At 58.4% G+C, this 22,880-nt stretch carries 13 protein-coding genes; 5 read left to right on the top strand and 8 right to left on the bottom strand.

Features of this window, described 5'->3' with window-relative positions:
- Positions 1 to 13: 13 nt before the first annotated feature.
- A complete protein-coding gene (locus tag NKH89_RS12290; RefSeq protein ID WP_023802402.1) occupies positions 14 to 478 on the bottom strand; it encodes a hypothetical protein in 465 nt (154 codons plus the stop codon).
- A 526-nt stretch (positions 479 to 1,004) separates the two neighbouring features.
- On the opposite strand from NKH89_RS12290, the gene NKH89_RS12285 reads away from it, so the two are divergent.
- The 5 genes from NKH89_RS12285 to NKH89_RS12265 all read left to right on the top strand — a co-directional run bounded on the left by NKH89_RS12285 (position 1,005) and on the right by NKH89_RS12265 (position 9,444).
- Positions 1,005 to 4,391: a helicase-related protein gene (locus NKH89_RS12285; protein WP_031256282.1), complete on the top strand. Its 3,387-nt coding sequence runs from the start codon at positions 1,005 to 1,007 to the stop codon at positions 4,389 to 4,391.
- Between the two features lie 13 nt (positions 4,392 to 4,404).
- The gene (locus NKH89_RS12280) at positions 4,405 to 7,728 is read left to right on the top strand and encodes an Eco57I restriction-modification methylase domain-containing protein (protein WP_023802400.1); all 3,324 of its coding nucleotides are present in this window, start codon (positions 4,405 to 4,407) and stop codon (positions 7,726 to 7,728) included.
- A gap of 236 nt (positions 7,729 to 7,964) precedes the next feature.
- Positions 7,965 to 8,216, top strand: a complete 252-nt coding sequence (locus NKH89_RS12275) for a type II toxin-antitoxin system Phd/YefM family antitoxin (protein ID WP_023802399.1) — start codon at positions 7,965 to 7,967, stop codon at positions 8,214 to 8,216.
- Positions 8,209 to 8,604 (top strand): hypothetical protein, encoded by a 396-nt coding sequence (locus NKH89_RS12270; RefSeq protein WP_023802398.1) that lies wholly within the window; start codon positions 8,209 to 8,211, stop codon positions 8,602 to 8,604. Before NKH89_RS12275 ends, NKH89_RS12270 begins: the two co-directional genes overlap by 8 nt.
- A gap of 642 nt (positions 8,605 to 9,246) precedes the next feature.
- On the top strand, positions 9,247 to 9,444 hold the full coding sequence (locus tag NKH89_RS12265; protein ID WP_023802397.1) for a hypothetical protein: 198 nt from the start codon (positions 9,247 to 9,249) through the stop codon (positions 9,442 to 9,444).
- Between the two features lie 307 nt (positions 9,445 to 9,751).
- Here the strand turns inward: NKH89_RS12265 and NKH89_RS12260 are convergent, their stop codons facing one another.
- From NKH89_RS12260 to NKH89_RS12230, 7 genes are all read right to left on the bottom strand, one after another.
- Positions 9,752 to 11,767 (bottom strand): DEAD/DEAH box helicase, encoded by a 2,016-nt coding sequence (locus tag NKH89_RS12260; RefSeq protein ID WP_198032890.1) that lies wholly within the window; start codon positions 11,765 to 11,767, stop codon positions 9,752 to 9,754.
- A gap of 25 nt (positions 11,768 to 11,792) precedes the next feature.
- The gene (locus NKH89_RS12255) at positions 11,793 to 13,256 is read right to left on the bottom strand and encodes a BREX system ATP-binding domain-containing protein (RefSeq protein WP_023802395.1); all 1,464 of its coding nucleotides are present in this window, start codon (positions 13,254 to 13,256) and stop codon (positions 11,793 to 11,795) included.
- Positions 13,253 to 14,545, bottom strand: a complete 1,293-nt coding sequence (locus NKH89_RS12250) for a BREX system ATP-binding domain-containing protein (protein ID WP_023802394.1) — start codon at positions 14,543 to 14,545, stop codon at positions 13,253 to 13,255. Before NKH89_RS12250 ends, NKH89_RS12255 begins: the two co-directional genes overlap by 4 nt.
- A gap of 13 nt (positions 14,546 to 14,558) precedes the next feature.
- The gene (locus NKH89_RS12245; protein ID WP_352908959.1) at positions 14,559 to 15,455 is read right to left on the bottom strand and encodes a hypothetical protein; all 897 of its coding nucleotides are present in this window, start codon (positions 15,453 to 15,455) and stop codon (positions 14,559 to 14,561) included.
- A 19-nt stretch (positions 15,456 to 15,474) separates the two neighbouring features.
- The gene (locus tag NKH89_RS12240; protein ID WP_352908957.1) at positions 15,475 to 17,766 is read right to left on the bottom strand and encodes a helicase domain-containing protein; all 2,292 of its coding nucleotides are present in this window, start codon (positions 17,764 to 17,766) and stop codon (positions 15,475 to 15,477) included.
- A gap of 216 nt (positions 17,767 to 17,982) precedes the next feature.
- Positions 17,983 to 21,480, bottom strand: coding sequence for an AAA family ATPase (locus NKH89_RS12235; RefSeq protein WP_023802389.1), 3,498 nt, complete (start codon positions 21,478 to 21,480; stop codon positions 17,983 to 17,985).
- Positions 21,477 to 22,748, bottom strand: a complete 1,272-nt coding sequence (locus tag NKH89_RS12230; protein WP_023802388.1) for a metallophosphoesterase family protein — start codon at positions 22,746 to 22,748, stop codon at positions 21,477 to 21,479. The genes NKH89_RS12235 and NKH89_RS12230 overlap by 4 nt, the downstream gene beginning before the upstream one ends.
- Between the last annotated feature and the right edge of the window lie 132 nt (positions 22,749 to 22,880).

Genomic DNA, 22,880 nt, shown 5'->3' with positions numbered 1-22,880 from the left:
GCAGGTCTACTCATCATGATCGCCCCAGGCCGCTCGCGACGACAGATGGCGGGAATTGCAGATGACCCTGCGCGCCGTCGACCTCCGCCGCAATCAGGCTTCCACGCAGACGCTTAACAATAGGCGCGCAGGGGATGACCAGCGCAGTCGCGCCTATCTCACGTAGCCTAATAGCGTCGGCAGAGCTGACGCTGGCCGTATCGGTGTCGATTACGACATAGCAGGACTCTAGTGTTAACCAAGATAAGCCATGGCACGCCTCGACGACCTTGTTTAAACGTTCGCTGACGGTTCCAATCCGGACGCCGTAACCGCGTACAACCTCGGCGATAACGGCCATAGCCACCACATCGCCGGGCGCAAACGTGGGTCCGTGGCCGCGATGCTGGGCGAGTACGGGAAGGGCATCGCGCCAAGTCCGGAATGTTTCTACCGGAATAGCGAGCAGGTCTCGAATCTGGCCCTGAGTATAGCGCATGGTTTCAAGCTAAAGTGGTTTGCGCCCCGGCACAACCCGTTGCAAACAACGTATCTTCCTGGACAGCGGGAATCTTGACTTGGCGATATCAGCGACCCACCGAGACAAGCCGATTTTCGCACGGGTCAAACCTCCACCCCCAATCCCGAAACAATAAATCTGAAGCCGTCAGATGTCCCCGGTCTGGAAGAATTGCCGGACCTTCGTCATAAATTGCTGGAAATCCTTGTACTCGACGGCGAGTCTGGCTGCACATCGCGCACTCAAGACCCGGCCGCTCCCCCGTCGACGGCTGCGATACGGCCTCGCGACTAAATCAGAGCCGGCCGGTCGAGCCGGCAATGCATCTGGATTTCATTGAAGCTATTTTGACGGGGGGAAACGGGCGTCGGCTCGCGAGTTCACATCCGCTCAAAATTGTTGTGCCATTGGAATTTCAAATTTCCCGACATCTGTGGCATTACGGGCTTGGGGCGAACAGGTCGCGTGACCGCAGCAGCGGCAGGCGCATATCTAGGGGAAGCGATTGCCGCGAATATTTGACAACATTGAAACAGGCTTGCTTCCCGCATTGCGTCAGACGCTTGAAGTTTCGGCGCGAAGCGATTTCTGCGTGGGCTATTTCAACCTCCGCGGCTGGAAGTCGATCGATGACTTGATCTCGGCGTGGCCAGGCGACGAAGGGAACCAATGCCGACTGCTCGTCGGGATGCAGCGCCTTCCGCAGGACGAATTGCGGATAGGTTTGGGCACTGGCAAGGAAGAACAGCCTCTCGATAATCAGACCGCGATTCGGCTGAAGAGGAAGCTCGCTGAGGAATTCCGGGTTCAGCTGACGCTCGGCATGCCAAACAACCTCGATGAGGCAGGATTGCGGCGCCTTGCAGCGCAGCTCAAATCGAAGCGGGTTACGGTTCGGCTCTTTCTGAAGCACCCGCTGCACGCGAAGCTTTACCTGTTGTTCCGGCCTGATCCGAACAACCCGGTGACGGGCTTTCTAGGCAGCAGCAATCTCACCCTCTCAGGCCTTTCCAAACAGGGCGAACTGAACGTCGACGTGCTCGATCACGATGCCACGACAAAGCTCGCCAAATGGTTCGATGACCGCTGGGCGGACCGCTGGTGCATCGATATCACCGAGGAACTGATCGAGGTCATCGAGGAGAGTTGGGCGCGAGAGGAACCGCTCGATCCCTACATGATCTACGTCAAGATGGCTTACCATCTTGCCCAGGAAGCGCGCGCCGGCCTCAACGAGTTCCGAATTCCTCCGGAGTTCGGTAAGCGGCTATTCGCCTATCAAGAGGCCGCTGTCAAAATCGCGGCTCATCACCTCAACAAACGCGGTGGCGTTCTGATCGGTGACGTCGTCGGTCTAGGAAAGACCCTGATGGCGACGGCCTTGGCGAAGATATTCCAGGACGATCATTTCACTGAGACGTTGATTATCTGCCCGAAGAACCTTGTGAAGATGTGGGAGGACTACGTTTCGGAGTACCGGCTGATCGCCAAAGTTCTCTCGGTCACACGGGCTACCCGCGAATTGCCCGAGCTCCGTCGCTATCGTGTCGTGCTGATCGACGAGAGCCACAACCTGCGGAACCGGGAAGGTCGCAGGTATCGGGCGATCCAGGAATATCTTACTGAAAACGAAAGCCGCTGCATCCTCCTGTCGGCTACGCCCTACAACAAGACTTACGGCGACCTTTCGAGCCAGTTGCGACTGTTCGTTCCCGAAGATCGCGATATCGGCGTGAGACCGGAGCGATTGCTTCAAGATATCGGCGAAACGGAATTCATAAGGCGCCACCAATGCCCGGTCAGATCCCTCGCGGCCTTCGAGAAGAGCACTTACACGGATGACTGGCGCGAATTGATGCGCCTCTACATGGTTCGGCGCACACGCACCTTCATTCAGGACAACTATGCCCAGACCGACCCGGCCAGCGGTCGGAAATTCCTGACGTTCGAAGACGGGTCGCGCTCCTATTTCCCCGAACGTGTGCCGCGCACGCTGCGTTTCAAGATAAATGACAAGGACACCAGCGATCAGTACGCGAGCCTCTACGCAGCGCCGGTTGTCGATGCCATCAACCAGATGCACTTGCCGCGCTACGGCCTCGGGAACTATGTCGCGCCCAAACCTCACAGGCCACCGACGCCGAATGAGGCGAAGCAACTCGACGACCTTTCTCGCGCGGGTAAGCGCCTCATGGGATTCTGCCGTACCAACCTCTTCAAGCGGTTGGAAAGCAGCGGTGAGGCGTTTCAGCAATCGCTAGAACGCCACGTCCTCCGGAACTACATTTTCCTACACGCGATCGAGAACGATCTTCCTCTGCCGCTCGGCACGCAAGATGCCGGTCTCTTGGACACCGCGAACTATGACGAGGATGTCGACGATCAGAGCGCCGACGCCGAACTTTTCGCAGAAGGCGAGGACGAGGATACGCAGGATTCCGAGAAGCTTGATCTGCGCGACGAGGCCGCCTTTCGGGCGCGGGCCGCGGAGACCTATCGCCTCTATGCCGGCCAGTTTAAGCGTCGGTTCAAGTGGCTTCGGGCCGATCTATTCGTCGCCCAGTTGAAGAAGGATCTGACGACCGATAGCGGTCGACTTCTGAAGATTCTCGACGAATGCGGCGACTGGGACCATGCGAAAGATACCAAGCTCGCCGCGCTGATCGAATTGCTGACCAAGAAGCATCCAAAAGAGAAGGTGCTCGTTTTCTCGCAGTTTGCCGACACGGTTCGCTACCTCGAGCGCCGCTTGAATGGCGCGGGTCTCAAGGCAATGGCGGCTGTCTCCGGGGAAACGTCGGACCCGACCAGTGTGGCCTGGCGGTTCAGCCCGGGCAGCAACAACAAGCGCGACAAGATAAAGCCCGAAGATGAGTTGCGCGTCCTGATCGCAACCGACGTGCTCAGCGAAGGCCAAAACCTTCAGGACGGCGCGATCTTGGTAAACTACGATCTGCCTTGGGCGATCATTCGGCTAATCCAGCGAGCGGGCCGTGTGGATCGTATCGGGCAGAAGGCCGATAAAATCCTCTGCTATTCGTTCCTGCCGGCCGATGGTGTGGAGCGCTTGATTCAGTTGCGCTCGCGCGTCCGGCAGCGCCTGAAGGAAAACGCGGAAGTCGTGGGGACCGACGAGGCGTTCTTCGAGGACGAAAGCGAACGTCAGGAGCTTGTCGATCTCTACAACGAGAACGCGGGGATCCTCGACGGCGAGGCCGATACTGAGGTCGATCTCGCATCCTATGCCTACCAGATATGGAAAAACGCGATTGATGCGAACCCGGTGCTGCAGAAGGCCATCCCGCAGCTTCCATCGGTTGTATATTCAACTAAGGCGTACACGCCTCAGGACGGGCGCCCCTCCGGAGCGCTGGTGTATTTGCGTACCGCCCAAGGTAACGACGCTCTCGCATGGGTGGATAAGGATGGCGCCAGCGTCACCCAATCTCAGTTCGAAATCCTGAAGGTCGCGGCCTGTGAGCCGAATACGCCTGCGCTGCCGCGGCAGGACGAACACCATGCGATGGTCGCCAACGGCGTCGAGCACATCGCCGCCGAAGAGAAGCAGGTCGGTGGGCAACTTGGCCGCCCGTCCGGCGCGCGCTTCCGAACCTACGAGCGGCTCAAGCGCTATGCCGACAAGGTAAAAGGGACATTGTTCGACCCGCCTGAACTCGGCAAAGCCATTGAAGAGATTTACCGTTTCCCGCTGCGGCAATCAGCGACGGATACTTTGAATCGCCAGATGAAGACCGGGATCAGCGACGACAAGCTCGCCGAGCTGGTTTTGGCGCTGCGAGAGGAGGATCGGCTCTGCCTGATCCAAGACGAAGAACAATCCGGCGAACCGCAGATCATATGCTCGTTGGGGCTTGCGCGTCTAACGGCGTGAGGAAGGGGACGGGATGGATTTCAACGCCGCGAACGCCAGAAAACTGCTGGAGCAATTCGATTTTGCCAGCCTCTTCGCCGAGGAACTGGGATGGGATCGGCATAAGGCCGAACTGTCTGTGGTTGTTTCAGACGAGACATTCACCCTTAGGGCGGCCGCCGAAAAACGCGGAGCGGTCGCGTGGGTCTGCCTCGTCGCAACTGGCTCCGGGATTCCGGAACGGTCCGTTCGACAGAAAATCGATCGCGAGGTTTCGAAAAGCACGTTCGAGCACCTGATCATCTTTGTCGATGCAAGCCATGCGTCCCAGGTCTGGTCGTGGCCGCGACGCGAATTCGGCAAGCCAGTCTCGCTGGTCGACCATGTCTGGTACGCTGCAAGTCAGAACACGGCGTTTATCCAGAGACTCCATGGCATCAGCTTCAGGCTGAGCGAGGAGAACGAACTTACCCTGCCGAAGGTCACGGCCCGCCTCGAAGGATCGTTGAACGCGGAGCGTGTCACCAAGCGTTTCTACGACCAGTTCACAAAGGAACATGCCGCCTTCCTCGGCTTCATCAGCGGTATCGCGGACGTGGCGGACAAGGAATGGTACGCATCGCTGATGCTGAACCGCCTGATGTTCATCTATTTCATGCAGCGGAAGGGATTTCTTGACGGTAAGCCCAATTATCTCGCCGACAAACTGACTGCCTGCCAGGCTCAGTTGGGCAAGGACAAGTTCCATTCATTCTACCGTACTTTTCTCATACGCCTCTTTCACGACGGGCTCGGGGGCAAGCCGCCGCGCGATCCGGAACTCGACACGTTGCTCGGCCGCATTCCCTACTTGAACGGCGGCCTGTTCGAGAAGCATGCGATCGAGGAGCGCTACCTGGATATCAAGATTCCGGACGAGGCTTTTGCGCGCATCTTCGGCTATTTCGACCGCTACCAATGGCATCTCGACGAGCGCCCGCTGCGCAAGGATGACGAGATCAACCCGGATGTTCTCGGTTACATTTTTGAGAAATATATCAACCAGAAGCAGATGGGCGCCTACTACACCAAGGAGGACATCACCGAATACATTTCGAAAAACACGGTGATTCCCTTCCTGTTCGACGCCGCCAAGGCCGAATGCAAGGTGGCCTTCGAAAATCCGGGCGGGCCGACGATCTGGGATCATCTGCGAGACGATCCTGACGGCTACATCTACCCGGCCGTCAAGCACGGATTGACGTGGGACGTTCACGCGAACGCGGCCCTCGAACGACCGCTTGATCTGCCGCCCGAAATCGCGGCCGGCATCGAAGACGTTTCAGCGCGTGCCGAGTGGAACAGGAAGGCGCCAGCCGAATTCGGCCTGCCAGCGGAAATCTGGCGCGAGGTCGTGGCGCGGCGTGTTCGCTATGCCGAGATCCGCGCGAAGCTCGCGGCGGGCGAAGTGCGGGAGATCAACGATCTAATCACGCTCAATCTGGATATCTGGCAATTCGCCCAGGACGTGATCGAGCGCAGTGAAGGATCGGAACTGGTCCGCGCTTTCTGGAAGGCGATCGAGGGCGTTACGGTTCTTGATCCGACATGCGGTTCAGGGGCGTTCCTGTTCGCCGCGCTCAAGATACTCCAGCCGCTCTACGAAGCCTGCCTCGATCGCATGCAGGAATTCGTTCTCGACCATGAACGTGTCAGTGGCAAAGTCGAGGACCGGCCCAAAGGATTCCGGGCGGTGCTCGACAACATCAAGAAGCACCCGAACCGGCAGTATTTCATTCTGAAGAGCATCATCCTGAAAAACCTCTTCGGCGTCGATATCATGGAAGAGGCAGTCGAGATCTGTAAGCTCCGCCTGTTCCTGAAGCTCGCCGCGCAGGTCGATGCCGACCAGAAGCACGAGAACCTCGGCATCGAACCGCTACCCGATATCGACTTTAACATCCGCGCGGGGAATACGCTGGTGGGCTACGCAACCTATGCGGACGTCAAGAAGGCCCTGACGAGCAAGCTCGATCTGGATAATTCCCTGGAAAAGATTACGACGAGCGCTGCGGACCTTCAGCAGACCTTCGACGCGTTTCGCAGGCGACAGGTTGAGGGAGACGGCTCTGTTCCCGCGGCCGACAAGGCGGAACTACGCGCGCGGCTAAAGAATCTTGAGGTACAACTGAACGTTCAATTGGCATCAAGTTACGGCAAGGCGCGTGCCGGCGATGCATTAGAAGGGTGGGTGAAGACACATCAGCCCTTTCATTGGTTCATTGAATTCTATGGCATAATGCATAATGGCGGCTTCGACGTTCTGATCGGAAATCCTCCATACGTTGAGTATAGAAAGGTTAAACAACAGTACACGCTGCCAAGAGACACCTATAGCTCGGAAAGTGCCGCGAACCTCTATGCATTCTGCATGGAGAGATCGTGCGATCTTGTGCGAGCTAACGGTCGATTTGGAATGATCGTTCCCACTGCCGTTTTAGGACTTGATGAAACGGAACCGCTCAGAGCGTATCTAACGCAGGAACTGGCTCTGAATTGGTGCTCAACGTTTGCTATCCGACCTTCAAAATTGTTCGATGGGGTCGATCAGCGACTTTGCATTTGGATATCTGAAAAATCGAGGTCGGATCGAGCGCAGATTTGGACGACTCGTTATCATCATTGGTACGCAGAGGAGAGGGAGTCACTTTTTTCCTGCATCGGCTATACGCGGTCATTTGTCTTGGCGCGCCTCAACCGCATTGTGCAGCTGGGTAGCAACGACGCTGCGCGCGTATTAGAAAAGATTGAACGTGGATCGGCAAAGACGATTGCTCACTACTTGAGAAAATCACCCGGTGGAGCATTGCTGCATTATCACCGGAGTCCACGCTATTGGATTCGCGGTATGGATTTCGAGCAATATTTTCGAAGCGAAACGAAAGCTAGGTCCGTTCATCACTTCAGGGATATTCATGTCTTTGACGCGGAGAATGCAAAGTTTGTCGGATCTATTATCAATTCAACCTTGTTTTTCTTCTGGTTCGTCTCGGTTGGCAATGGACGAAACATTACGAGTGTCGACGTATCTGCATTTCCAGTCGGCAACATAGAGCGAGGGGCGCTTCGAACGATCGGACCGATATTTGATCGGCTCATGGCCGACTATAAGGCCAATTCAATTATTCGCGTTCGAAAGGACTGCGAGTTTCAGGAATTTCGGCCGAGCCAATCTAAAGGAATCATAGATGAGCTCGATCGGAAAATTGCTAGGCACTTCGGCTTCGAGGCGAGCGAAACGGACTTTATTGTAAATTATGACGTCAAGTACCGAATGGGCCAAAGTGATGGTGATGACGAGGCAGACGATGACGAATGAAGATCGCCATTCTTGCATGGGGCTCTACGGACGCGCGACCGCGCAAGGCTGGGAGGCATGGAAGGATTGGGAACGGCTACACGTTCCAGACCGATCGCGCCGCACTCAGCAATAAACGGACAATGCCGCTCTTTCGAGCGGATCGATCCTGATAAGAATGGTGGCGCTCGCGCGCCACCATTCTTGCTTTCTTACGTGAAATACCTATTATAGGTACTTCACAAGGAAATACGGCGATGAAGCAATTCACATTCTCGGACATGAATCGCGTGTCAGGCGAAATCCTCGAAACCGCATTGATCGAGCCGGTGGCCCTGACCAAGCGCGGCAAGGAAAAGCTCGTCATCCTGTCCGCTGCTCAGTACCACCAGCTCGTCGGCCAGCCGCATTCGGTCGCCTATACGCTCGAGGACGCACCGGATGAAGTCCACAATGAACTCATGACTGGACTGGATGCAATAATTTCCGGCGACAAGCCGCATGCTTAAAGCCGGCGATCTGCTCCGATATTATTACCTATGGGCGCGGGAAGCAGACGCCGGCGAGGAATCCGGACGCAAAGCGAGGCCGGTTTGCATCGTTGTCCGGACGCCAGCAACGCCCGCAGCCTTGTTTCTCTTTCCGCTGACTTCGCAAAAACCCGACCGGTCGCGCCCGCATCTCGCCATCAGCGAAATCGAATGCCGCCGTGGCGGCCTCGACTATCCGTCATGGCTGATCCTGGACGAATATAACCGCGTGCAGGTCGATGAAGCCTATGATCTGGTGACGACGACGCCGATCGGCGCGTTCAGTCCGGCATTTGTCCGCAAGATTGCTGGCGTGATCAAAGAGACGGCGGCGCAGCGTCGATTGCGCGGCATCGTTCGCAAATAGCCGGACCGATTTTCTTGGCAGACCTCCGATCCTTACCCGCATCGAGCGGGCAAGGACCGGAGCGAGGGGCGCCCCTCCGCCCCTCCCCTCGCACTCCCCTCCCCGACCACGGCCGCCGCTCCGTTTCATGATGCGGGGTCACTTCGGCTTGTTGTCTGTCATTGCCGGCAAGTCGAACGCCGTAGCCAGGTCCTGGACCACTCCAGCGAGAAGGCGACGGAGAACCGGCCTGCTGCCGGTTGGCGATTTGCCGATTGATGATGCTGATAGGCGGCCGGGGCTCCGAAGGCCGCGTTATCCGGCAGCTCCAAAGTGGCAGTTCGCAATCTTTATGCTGCGCACGACGCGGCAGGCCCTGCCCCGGCGCAACCTAAAGGGTTCTCCTCTGCGCTTCGCTCCGTTGCGACCGCTGACGCGGTGCACTTGGCAGTTCCAGCCGAATTCGAGCTTCGCGACTGCGCACAACTACTTTGGAGGATCTACCTCATGAAAACGCTCGTAACCTTCGCCGGAAGACCGGCCGCCGCCTTCGTCTGTATATCAATCGGCAAATCGCCAAACTGTCCCATGACTGGCGAGTATCTGTGGCCGAAGGAGCAGAACGCTTAGGGTGTCATTTCGCCCCCTACCGGAACTGACCCCATGGATGCGGACAAGTCCGGAGCAGGCCTCGGTGTTCCGGATATCGTCGCCTTGTGCGGCGGCCTCCTTGGACGCAACACGCGCGGCGGCGGCGCTATCGTCGTCGGCGCGCTCAACCTCGGCGGATCGATAGAGATGATCCCGAACGCCGTCCGCATCGCGGAGCTTGCCATCGATAAGCAGGCGCAGACGCTATAGATGCCCGTTTCTGCACGCCGACAGCTCAATGATCTTCCGGACGAGCTTGGACCAAGATCAGTATCGAATTCTATAAGGACGCTGCTGATGCGGTGTTTAAAGCATTGGCTGAATGACGTTTTGATGTAGCGCACTACTACACCAACTAAACTTAGACAATATCGCCCTGCATTGCCCTGCTCCAAGCTTCCAATTGCCGAGCTAAGGATGGCATCGACAAAGGCCCTTTGCACACTGGCGAACCAGCTTTTTCACTCGGGCTTGGCGCCCCTAGAAGTGCAGTCCGACACCCGGCCGACCTGACGCCTTATCTGGCGACCGGCTGCTCGGCAGCGTCTATCGGTATGGATCCGACCATGTCGATGCCAGAGACGCGATCTAGCCAGCGGCAAAATGGTGTCCAGGGTATCGACCGACGCTTCTCATCCGCGGCCAAGCGGTTCGATAGCTCGCCCATAAAGCGACTGGGGCTTGCGAACTTCGCGGCCACACTAATTGGGAAGTCATTGGCTCGTTCAGCCTGCGACGCCAGCTCCCGAACGCCTTCGACCGATATCATCACCGCAGACACCGGGCCCCCGATGCCGACGTCGGACGGCAGGAACCGCCGTCCCGTCGCCTCGCGCATGAGGAGGGCGGCGAGCAGAGTGTTGAACCGCACGCCTCCCCAAGTCACCAGCCTGGCTCCCTCCTGCTGCCACCGGGTCGGATCATGGCCGTGTTGACGCGCGAGGCCCCATACGACGCTGCGGCTTACCGGCAAACCCGAACCGGTCGCTTTGATGCGGGCTAGAGGCTGGGAACGGGACACCCCTTCCCCAAGGAACGCGCCGCCTTCGGAGCCCACCACCAGCTTACGCATCGACCCGCCGATGAACACTGCACCCCCCGCGCTGGACTCGTCTGCGTCGCGGATCGCTGTTTCTCCGGTGCGAAGGTCTAAGACGGCGGAGCTCGGTTGTCCCGCAATGACGGTGTGGATGCGCCCCGCATCACCTTCGTCCATCAGACGGTCGGAGGGAATCAGGGCTCCGCGGGCGCTGGTTAAGCAACCGGTGTCGATCATGTCGTCGACGACGGGCTTGTGCGTATCCGTGCCCGCCTCCGCGGCTAGAGCCGCAACGGACAGAGCGCGATCGTGCCGCGTGGCCCGCCAACATAGGCTGAGGATCTGCTGAACCCGGACCGAAGGCCGATCATACTCGTAAGCATCGTCGAGGTCGCCGCGCCGCCCGCAGTCGACCAGGGCGCGCATCATCCGCTCGTCATCTTCGGAGGTCTTGAAGGCGGCTACTCGGCAGATGCCGCTGCGACGATTGCCACGACCAATACGTTGGAGAAAGCCGCTGACAGTCGAGGGCGGGTCGGCCAGGACGACAGCATCGATGTCGCCGATATCGATGCCTATTTCCAGTGTCGATGTAGCGACGCAGATACCATACCGATTTGCACGCATCTCGTCTTCGACTCGCTCCCGATGGGACGCAGACAATGCACCGAAATGGAGATGTACCGGCCATCGCCTGCCGTTGAGCTCTCGGTGCAGATGCGCCGCTAATGCGTGCGCGGCATTGCGGGAGTTCGTGAATACCAAGATCTTCTCAAGACCCGCCTCGTCCACCCATCGGGCCAGAGATCTGGCTCGCGCGAGGTACGGATCGACACTGGCATCCGCGGCTATCCGAATGAGCTGGAGGTCTATCTCCCTTGGTGAACCGTGTGCGATAAACTTGGCATCGTCGCCCAGCCAGATCCGGGCAACGCCTTCCATGTCGTCAAGCGTTGCCGTCATCCCAACAACTTGGAAGCTGTCCCGTGCTGATTTCGGCGTCACGGCGGCTCTTCGGATCCGTTCGATCACATGGCGCAGTTGTTGGCCACGAGCCTGACCATGCAGGAGGTGAATCTCATCGATGATGACGGCGCGCACCCCCGCAAGCGCTTCCGGACGACGCAATTGCAATGAGTCGAGTGCTTCAGGGGTTGCCAGCAAGCAGAACACGCCGGAAGCCGATCCGAGTTCGTGGCGGTCTCCCGTGTAGCGTGAAATCGCGCTCGGGAACCTCGTGCCGAGATACCCGACCAGCCTTTCGTGTAGATCGTTCACGAGCGCCTTGGTCGGCGCGACATAAACCGTCGAGAGAGACTGGCGCGCGAAGGACATGTGCCGTTGAAAGAGCGGGGTGACTGCGGCTTCAGTCTTGCCCGATGCAGTGGGCGCCGCGAACAGCACTTGATGCCCCCGGACGATCTCTGACATCACGGCTGACTGCCCCTCGTACGGCTGCCGACCGTCGAAGAAGATCGGGAAGCCGTCTGGCATCATTCGCGCCAGGTGGGAGCGAGTTTCAGTCATCCCAGGGGAGTATCTCGCCGGCGATCTGTCGCGCCGCCTCGTCGACCAACGCGACGAGCTCGTCACTATCAGTCGCTCCGTCGCGGCTCATTAGGACGGCAGGCGCGAAGCCGGCCATCTTGGTCCAATTGCGCAGGATCCGCTCAGAAACGGGCGTTTGGTCAAAGTGGTGGCGGAGTGTTGCTGCGATCCGCGTCCTCAGCCCGGGGTCCGCGAGCAGTTGCACCTTCGGACCAAGGCGTCCTGCACTTTCGGCAAGGAAGGCCTCGCACCACTTCTCGTAGTCACTCTCGCATGGCGGTTCGAGATGAACCACGTCTTTTGGATCGTGGATTAAGACGCTCATCTCACCCACCTTTCGCTTCAGGTCATGGGTATCCTCGCCCTCAGTCAAGCCCACGAACAGCGTAAAATGGGGGCCTTCCTTCCAGAAGGGTGGCAGGTCGAAATGCTCGTAGTCGCTCTGCGGCTTCTGGAGGTCCTTTCGCGGCGCGTGAGCACAACGCGCGATTATATCGAAGAAGTTGTTCGCCCGAATGTAGCGGTTGAACGAGTAGCTTCGGACATGTTCGGCCTCGTCGATAATGAGGGCCAAGCCTTTATAGCCAAGCGCCTTTAGAATTTCGTGGAGAACGACGAGATTGTAGGCATAGATGAGCCCCGTGTCTTTCGTCTGAGGCAAGATTGGGATCTGGGTCTTGTGACCGCCTCGCCAGCTGAGCGAGCGAATGGCGCCGATCTGTTTTACCTGGCCGGCAAGCCAGCTCACCGCAGCCACGTAGTCCGTGTCGTCGCGACGATGAGAGAGATAAAGGAGGGCTTCCAACCCCTTGCTAAACCAAGGCGACCTCTTGAAATAGGGAAGGTCGCGAACGACTGACCAATTGTCTCGGATCTCTTTAATAAGATCGAAGAAATCTGCGCTTCTGCTGCCGTCGGCACGCATCGGAAATTCAAGCCCGCCCACGAGACCTTGGTAAACGGTAGCAGGCTTGGCCGGATCGGCCGCCTTCGGATCAAGCTCAAGCGATGCCGTGACCCAGCCGTCGCGAATGGCGACCGCTTTGACAAGGTGCAGGTGATGCGACTTGCCGGAACCGTAGTACCCCATGAAGATCCGGCAAACGCCATCCTTCGAGGCGTTCGCTAGTAGTGAACCTATGTCGTCCGACGCCTGCTCACCGCCTATCGTGAGGTCTACAAGTTGGTCGGGGTCAGTCGGCACCACACCGAGATTGACCGCCTCGAACGACTTCCGAAAGGCGAAGTCCGTCGACGTTTGCCCACAGGCCGGTGGAGGTGCAGTCTGTTTGGACTGCTGGCGAGGCATGAGTTCGCCGGCGACAACGTCCAGCGCCTCGCCAAAGAACTCGACGGTAGCCACGTCACCGAGGACCGCCAGAACTGTTCCTATTCCGTATTCCGCGTGTTCGACTTGGGTGCCCGATACGATCATGTGCCGTCACCATCAAGCGGAGGTTCATTGTTGTTGACAAAATCATTCGCCCGTTCGGCACTGATCGGGCGCTGCTCGTCCTTTTGTTGATCGAGAAAACGACAGTACTGATAGACGAAGAAGCGCGGCTTCGGCGTCTCGAACAACAGGTCCTTCTGCGCCGCAACAATTGCCCGCATGTTGGCTACCTGGGTCGGCACATCCCATGCCATGCCGTGGGCTTGACCGAAGACGCTCAAAAGCTTTTCACCAATGCTGTAGATTACCGCTTCGGAGTTGGCCTCCTCGATATTGATGAGCGGCACCATGGGGCTGCCCTTCGAGAAGGCCTTGGTGCCTATCCGATCTTGGAGTGCTCGATAGGTGCTGATCACTTCTGAGCGAAAGTCGGGTGTAGCGGCGTAGAGGAACATGACCCCGCCGAACTCGCCGTCGGCGTTTTGGTTGATCATAGTGAGCAGGTTTTCGATCGCCTGCCTCTGCTTCGCCGAGCCACGGCGGAATGAGGACGTACGCGTTCCTTCATCGAATGCGATGAAGAAGCCTTTATACCCCATGCGGCTGCGCAGAAATGAGATGACCGTCTTGAGTCGCCGAAACGCATTTTCATCGCGTGCCGGCTCGAACAGACCCATACTTTTTAGGACCGTCGATCGAACATTGTCACCGCGAATCCACGAGATCAACTCATTATCGCTGACGGAATCGGCTGCGCCGCACGCCAGCTTGAGCAAACGCTGGCTAAGTGCAGTGAGAGCAGAGGCCATTTGTTGATCTGGAGCACCTCTCCAGAGTCCTCCGATCTGCTGCTCAATCTGACGTTGGACAAGCTCAGGCACATCACTGCCGGGCTGCGCGCCGAGCTGCTGAATTCGACGCACGACCCAACTTTCGATAAGGATTTCGATGCCCTTGGAGTCGTTTCCATTCAGTTGGTTTTCGATCGGCGGCTGAAATGACTCCATGATCGCGCGGAATATGGCCACCGGTGAGTTGAACGGACATTCGGCCCCGACGGTAACCAGGGCCGTGACGACATCCTGCTCGCTTGCACGACTGGCTAAGCTGTTGATGAACTGTGTCTTGCCGCTTCCATAATCCCCTTCAAGATACTTGAAGCAGCCAATTCCCTCGGCGAGGTCACCGCGGAAATAGTTGTGGTCAAGAGCGTCGAGGATGTGATCCGTACCGACGTTGATGAAATGAGAATACTTGCCCGGCGCGATGGGCGAATTGAGCAGGCCTCTCACAAGGTGCTTCGCGTCGATCTTGTTGATTGCGACTTCCATTGGACCCTCCCTCTCAAACAGTTTGGCGACGCATGTAGATCATCGGCCGAACGACCGTGCCTTCGGCATTTCCTGGTACGAAGAAGGCCCGTGACCTGGGACCGTGCGCTTGGTTTAGGGTCGCCGGCACGAGTTCAAATTCGAAGCTGTCGCGTGACGTTGCTGAATCCTTGTTGCGACGCCAGTTAATCAAGTTCGCGATGAAGACTGCTTCGGGAACATCTTCGAAGTTCCGCCGCGCTGGCGTACCCCAGAAGCGCTCGTTCTGCGCGGCGATCTTGAATAGTCGTGCGACATCGGCAATGAAGATGTCATCGCCGCTCGTGAAGTGCTTGGCCATTGTCCAGGCCAGCAGCAGCCTGTCGAGGAAGAGATCGACCGGCAATGTCCAGTCGTCGACGATGCGCTCAGCTGATTTGTAGGCGTTTACGACGTAGTCAATGTCAGCCGGAATCTTACCGATGACCGGGTAATGGGCAGTCATTGACCAAGCCCAGTTCTGGCCGCTTTTGTCAGGAACGAGGACCAAGCGGCCGGCGAAGAAATGATTGTCCTTGTTGCCCGTCTGAACGCCTTCCAGATGATGGAGCACCTGCATGGCAAAACGCCTGCGGTTGTCAGGATGGCGCATATGTTCGGCATGCGCCTCGAGGGCGCGCTTTGCGTCGGCGATCTCGTGCCGAACCGCGGGGTCGGGCGTGGCAGAGTCGGGCAGTGATAGCGCGTATAATTCCTGCTGCCGCTCAATAACCGCAGGCGGCATGTTTAGTCCTTCCGCTCGCGTTTGTCCTTGACCAAGGATTCGCGGAAGTCTCGCGGCGAGGATGCCCTTCGCATTGGCGAGGAGTCCATTGCGCTCGACGAAGCGCTCGAAGGCGGGGAAAAGGGGTGGGGTGGCGGTATCGGACATGTCGAACCTTGGTCGGAGGTCAGGAATGCGTGATATCGAAGAGATCGCGATCAACTCGACGCAGCAGAGATGGATATTCGTTGGAAATGAGGGCGAGGCGCCGCGCAGGGCGCGAGAGCGCGACATAGGCGCGGTTCAATGTGAAATTCAGTGCGGCGCTCTCGACATCCTCCAGGCCCAAGACGATACATGCGTCGAACTCAAGCCCCTTTATCCGCTCGACTGACGTAGTGACGAGGCCGTCTCCCGCAGCTGACCAGAGAGGCGCGAGAGGAACGCCTTCCTGGTCAAGCGCGGATCGCAATTGTTTCAAAGACTGCTCGTCCTCGTTGATCTGGAGAAGCGCGATGCTGCGGACGACATGGGACCTTCGCAAGACGGAAACGAGCTGCTTGATTCGCAAAGCCTGATCCTGCGGCGGCGCGATGATGAGCTGAGGCTTCTTGTCCTGCAAGGTGGTATTCACCTCAAACGTGGGGCGCTCCTTGAACGCGATCTCATAGAACCCCTGTAGGAATCGCCCTATCTGAAGGCTCTGCCGCATGTTCCGGGCAAACGGGTAGATCTGCTCGGCTCCCTTGCCACGAAGAGATCTGCCGATGCGAAGTGCATCGGTTGTTCTCATTCCGTGTACCGGGCTGACGATCTGCCGAAAGTCGGCCGAGACTGTCAGTGCACCGTCCGGGTCCACCAACGAACCAATGAGTGATGCTTCGGCTACGCAGAGATCCTGCGCCTCGTCGATCGCAACGTGCGTCCAGCGCTCGTGGCCTGAAATAGCCGGTGCAATAGCCGAGGGCAATTCGCGGAATCGCAAGTCGGGATCAGTTGCTTCAGGTAGTGCAAAGCGCAGGAGCCAAGCGAGCCAAGATCGGTCTTCGGGGCCAAACCCGCGCTCAGCCCATTCAGAGATTGCATTCTTTAGGATCTCGGCTTCGTCAACGCGAGCGCCTGTGCCCCGCCTCATTCTGTGGGCCGCTTCCGATCCGCGGGATCCAAAGTACGTTGCCACGGACGAGAGCGGGTCGTAGACGAAGTACAGCCATTGCTGAAAAAGCTCGTCAAATCGGCTTCTTACTTTTGCGGGCATTCCTTCGCGTGCTGCAGTGTAGCTGCTCGTCACCCCCCGGAATATCGCTCCCATCGTAAGCTTCGACCGCAACGGGTCGCTACCGGTGGTTGCTCGTTCGGCAATGGTTCGAAGACTGTTCGCCAACGCGGTCAAACTCTCGACACTGTTTCCATCAACCCCCGCCCAAGGCGCTTCCGCGCCAGATCCGAGACGATCTGCGACTTGATGTTCGTATACCTCCCAGAGGCGAGTGAGATCGTGGTGATCTGAAAGGCCGAGCACAGCCATTCGCGCAGCGATATCCAACGGAGGCAGCTTTCGCTGACGCGGTCGGGCATTGTGCTTGTACAGCCAAACTTGGTCCAAATAGCTCGCGATGAAGTCATCTACGGGCTGGACGACGAAAGTCGGGATGTTGAGCTGGTCCGCTAGAAGAGCCTTGGCTTGATCGGCGAGGTTCTGGTTAGCGAGGAAGACGCGTGTGAGCTCCGGCTTGTAGGGCACCAAGCGTCCACCATTCTGTCGTTGCTCCTGCTGGTCGAACAGAAAGCGAATACGCTGAAAGGCAACCGTCGTTTTGCCTGACCCAGGGGCGCCAGTGACCACCATAAGCCCCGACATCCGGGATACAAAGGCAAGCACCTGGTCCTGAGTCATGTGGAGCTTAACGGCTTTTAGTCCGGTCTTTGCTGGCGTAGCTGCCTGCGGACGAACGGCGCCACCCGGTTCGTAGACTGCCGATACCATCGGCAAGGTTTCGTCGAAGCGTGCTTTCGCGAGCGGCTCAACGCTCAGAAGCCGATAGCCGTTGGCCCGGACGTCCCGCAAATCGCCGAGGTTAGTCCCTAGCGCCAGCTGAAGGCCTGGGTGGGTCCAGGCGAGGACGGCGACCGTCGTGCTGCCGTACTTGAAGACTTCGTTCGCGGAGGACCCAGCGTTGGCATACCACAGCTGCTCCTTTTCGATCACTTTCCCGTCCTCACCTGCAACCTCGGTGTAGGCTTCCACCATCACTTGGAACGGTTGCGCTTCTATCGCCTCAAGAGCAGCCTGCCTTCGGTCGGCATAATCCATTCGGCCTCGATCGTGGTCCGTTAGACCGAAGCGGCTATCTACCGGAGCCAGCGCCGGGCGAAGACTTACAAGTTCAGCCCTGGCTGCGCTGGCCGCGATCTCGGCATGGCGCTGGTCACGTTCAACGCGCTCGTCGAGCTTTGAGATTGAGCTGATAGAATTCATTGCCCCCCCAGATGTTACCCCGGCGCACCATCGCCGAGACGAAATTCGTTTGCAAGCCGACCTGACAGCGAATATCTACACTCCTCGCGCGCGCGCGCGAGGATCGCCAGCGCCGTCACATCGGAAATCGGCCGTGACATGGAAATCAGCTGAGACGATATGGGCGGGATCTCCGAGGCTGGTAGCGCCCCGAATTCCCTACTCGGCTCCCACGTCTCACGCCGCACGGCTTTCCAGAGCGAGCGGCGGCGCCAACTCGTGTATGCGCGCATTGGGACAAACGCGCCTGGCGATATCGCAAAGATGCTGGTGATGCGTCAGGTAGATTACCTGACCCACTTTCGCCATGTCGGCGAATAGCCGGAAGGCTTCCTCGGCACGGAAGTCGTCGAACGTCTCCATGATGTCGTCGGCGATGAAGGGAACAGGGGTGCGAGATTGGGCGAACTCGTGGTAGCCGGCGACTCTGAGCGCGAGATAGAGTTGGAAGCGCGTTCCCTTTGACATTTCCTGCGCCAGCTTGGAACTCCCATCAGCCCCGATGCCAATAAGCACTTCGGCGTCCTTGTCGGGCTGGGTCGCCAGACCGCGATAGGCTCCGCGGCTGATCACATGAAAAGCCTCCGAGGCGCGAAGCATCATCGAACTGCGATGCTTGTCGCGATAGAGGCGCAAGGCTTGCTCGGCCGCGACGATGCCGGCCATGAGGCGGAAGTAGCTGAACGCCTTATCCTCGATTTCCAGGAGGACCGTGCGCCGTTGCTCTTCAAGAGCAGCCACGGCACTATCGCCGTCGACGGCATCCACCTCGTCGGACGCTTTGCAGTATGCCGTAAACAACTCTCGCACACGCCGATCCTGATCCTCAAACCGGGCCCTGAGTTCTACCTGCTCGACCTCCAGCGCAGGCCGATCCGCGGCGTCAAGCATCTCTTCGACATCGGCCATGTCCTGGATTGATAGCGCGTCCCGTATTTCGCGTTCGATGGTATTGCAACGCCGGCGCAAGTCTCTCCTTTGCTCGATCATGCGCAGCTTTTTCTCTACCTCCTGCAAGGATGATACTCCGAACAGCTGCGTCATTTCAGATTTGCGTCGCTCGCAAATCGCGATTTCCGCCTCCAGGTCCCGGGTTTTGAGAATCTGACCCTCCAGAGCAAGGTGCTTGGATTCCCTTTCCGCCTTTTTCGATCGGGCCTCTTCCACTCTGGCGGACATCAGCGCCCAGAGACCCAGCGCACTCTCCGCTGATCTCTCCAATCCCAGCTCTGCAGCCATGACTGCAAGCTCGCGTGAGAAGGCCGCCTGATCTTCCTCCATCTTGGCGATGCGATCTGCCAAGCCGGCTTGTCGTTGAGCGGCCGGGCCGAGCTCGGCAAGTCTGTCCATGACCTCCTTGACGGTGGCGAGGCTGGGGATAGTCCCTCCTGCGCCGAGCCAGCAGCTCTTGCAAACCTCAGCCCATGACGCGTCCCATTGCGCCTCGTCGGCAGTTGCCGTTTCAAGTGCTGACTGGCGGGAAGCCTGCTCCCTTTCGCAGCGTTCAAGTTGCTCCCTCAAGTTCTTGTGTTCGACTTCAAGATCAACGGCGGATTGGGCCCTGGCCAAAAGCGCTTCATAGGGGTCAGAGTGATCCTGGGAAACGGCTGCCGCCGATAGTGCCGCCGAGAGCCGGTTGCGCGCCGCCGAGCCGTCCGCTTCCGCCTGGCGCAAGTCACCCTCGGCCTCCCCGAGCAAGTCGGCTGTCGCGAGGACCATTTCGCGGCGTCCCAGCCATGCCTCAAGCCCACCTAGCTTGATCTCGCCAGAAACGGTCAGAGCCATTTTCCGAGCGGACTCCAGAATTTCGGCCCTGATAGCTTCGCGTTTCGACTTCGCCGCGTTCAGCAACTCCGCTGAGCGCTCCAATTCCGCTTCCGCGACGGCGAGCCTCTGATAAGTTTGATTCAGCTTCGCCAGGTCGCTCATCTGTCCCAGCCGTGCGCTGGTGATCAGGTCGTCTTTCCGCAGCTCGATCTCAAACGCCGCAGCGGTCGATTCATCGAGCGCGTCACGATGCGTAGCCCATGCCGCTTCACGCGCTGATCGCGACGTCGCCGCCTCATGATCAGCCACAACGCGGGTGATATTCTTCAGTGCATCCAGTTCGGCTCGCAAACGCCGCTGCTCACTCGTGAGGCGCCCGCTGTCATCGCTGTAGCGATCGATCTCGGCTTCCGCTTTAGACAGAGCTGATTTCCAGGCCTCCAGCTCAGAAGGTGCCGGCACTCTCATTTGCCGTACCTGGTCAACGCTTTCACCCCACGGTCGGAGTTCCGACATCTGCTGCGCCAGTGTTTCTTTAAGATCCACACGGGAGCGTTCGGCGACACGGCGACGGGCGGCATGATCGTTCTCTCGAAGAGCCGAGAGCTCCCTCGCCAGCGCCGCAATGGCTTTGCCGTTTATGGAGACAGCGGCTTCGCTCGACAGCTTGCTCCGCAACTCGATCAGACGGCGGTTCGCCTCTTCGGCTTCGCGCTTCGCGTTTTGAAGTGTCGCGTCAATACCAGACCGGCGTTCAACGAGATCTCTGATGCTCCCGGAAATGCGACTTCCGAGCATCAGGCTGCTCGGCTCGTCTTCTTCAAGGCACTCGAGAAGCCGCAGAATATTCGCAATTTCCCGATCGACTTCCATCAATTGCAGACGACGGTCCGGCAGATCCCTCTCAGCGGTGACATAACGGGCGTGCAACTCGCCGATAGCGTCCATTCTTTGCCCCAAGCTGAGCGCGATCTCGTCGATGGCAATGGCGTTGAGCCCTTTCTCAAGCTCGCTCATGGACGCTTTCGCGGTCTCCCGCTTCACGGCAAGCTCGATGTCGTCCTGACGAAGCGCCGGCAGTTCGTTTCCCCACGAAGGCGGCGCTTCGGGAACATCTTGCAACTCAGCGAGACTGTCCCGGATTTCCCGCAATTCCGCCAGTCGTGGCAGTGCGGTCAGCAGGTTCTTGATCTCGTCCACCCGCAGCTGCGTCCGGGTTCGGTCAGCCATCGCTTCGTCATAATGTGCCAGTGACCGCTCCTTGGTTTCCACCATCTGGCGGAAATGGATAGCGAGGGTGTCAATCTGCTCCTTTCGCTCCTTCAGATCGGAAAGCCGACTTTTCAAGTCGCCGATTTCACTGCTGCGGGCACGGAGCTTGAAAAGGCCGTCAGCCTGCGAACGCAGTTCAACAAGTGTCTGACTTAGTGCAGCCAAACCTGTGCTTGCCGAAAACAGAAGCTGTCCGAGATCACCCCTGCTGGCCAGGATGCTCTCGCCGCCTTCCTCAAGGGTGTCATCGTCGAGGGAAAACATCGCGCAATAGACGTCGCGCTCAACTCCACCAAGCTCGCCGAGTATCAGATGTTCGCCGATCGGCTGATCACCCGGACCGAGCAGACTGTTTTGGGGCTTCTTGATCCGGACAAGCTCCCGGGCAACACCACCGATGTCCAATGCGGCCCCGATGCGCATCGTTGCGTATGGGTGGAGGAAATCATAGCGGCTGCGGGATTCGATGCCGAAGAGGAGATCGAGGAATGCAGATAGGGCGGTCGATTTGCCCGCCTCGTTCGGACCGTAGATGATATGTAAATCTGGACGGCCCGGCTCCGTGGACCCGAAGTCGATGTGCTTGTCGGTGAATTTGCCGTAACGGGTAAGGTCAAGCCGGTTGATGCGCATCATGCTACCTCATCCTGCTTCCGACGTTGGAGCCGTGCGAGCACATCTTCGACCCCCTCCTGCGCGAGCAGGCGCAACGTGGCCCGAAATTCCTCCTGATCAGCACCGAAACTGCCTCTGCTTTCAGGTGGCAGATGACCACGAAGCTCCTCCCCAATATCGATGAGCGCGGCGTGGTAAGCTTCCGAGCCGATGATATCGCTTCCGACAAGCTCTCGAAGTTCGACGAGTGGATCCCCGTTGGACCCATCTGCGGAAACGAGGTCGGTGCACTGGATCTCCACTTTCTCGATCCAGGTCCGGCCAATGACAGATGCCCTGTGCTCGGCATCGGTCTTGACGAGATCGGCATCGTTACGGAGCCGCCATGCAAGCGGCGTTCGTCCGGTGAAGGAGAGCCGGACCACAAGATGTTCGGAATTTGCAGCTTCCCGCGCAGCCCCCAGCGTGCCCGCTACAGTGGTCACCATGTGACGCCAGTCTGCGATGCCATCGAGGTCGACCACGACGCGCTCGAACTGTGCGATGCTCGTGAACTTCTCCTCAACACGGACTGTTCGGTCATCAGCGATCGTAACAAGACTCACCGATTTCGGACCGGATTCGTTGATGTCGCGCCCCTGGGGCATGCCAGACATCACGATCGTGCAGCGTCCGTTACTGATTGATCGCTTGTGAATGTGACCGAGCGCCCAATAGTCGAACTCTGTCGCCTCCAGATCCGAGACGTCGCAGGGTGCGTAGGGATCGTGCCCCCGCGTTCCTGCGAGGCTGGTGTGCAGAAGACCGATGTTAACAGCGCCCTCGATCCGTGATTTGTACTTTCCCACCAGATTTTCGGGACACTGGGCCTGCGCAAAGCTAAGCCCGTGAATAACCACAGGGGTCGCTTGATCCAATTCGAGCGAGATAGCCTCCGGGCGCCCACCGTAGACTTTTACGGTTTCCGGGTAGGTCAGTTCTCTGGTGATCTTCGACAACGCATCGTGGTTGCCTCGGATGATGAACACCCGCACTCCGGCTTGGTCCAGTCGGCGGATTTGCTCGGAAAGGAACCGCGCAGTTTTCATGGAGGTCTGATCGCCGTCGTAGAGATCACCTGCGAGAAGAAGCGCGTTGACCTGCTCGGACAGGCAGAGATCGACGATATTGACAAAGGCACGCCGTGTCGCGTTGCCAATCAGTTCGCCTAGTTCCGGGTTGCGCAGCGCCAGCGACCGAAGAGGCGAATCCAGATGAATGTCCGCCGTATGAACAAATCGAAAAGCCATGCCCCTTACCTTTGCCTTCGCGCGAGAAGGCTTTGATTCCCCAAAACAGATACTGGCCTGCGCTTAGGTTCCTGCCTAGGCTGCCAATCTCTAGCGATTTCAGGTTTCCACAGGCTAATGACAGAATCTGTC

The sequence above is a fragment of the Mesorhizobium sp. M0923 genome, assembly GCF_040319365.1.
GTDB lineage: Bacteria > Pseudomonadota > Alphaproteobacteria > Rhizobiales > Rhizobiaceae > Mesorhizobium.
Note: the sequence above shows the minus strand (reverse complement) of the source record. Positions and strands in the feature narration are given on the sequence as shown.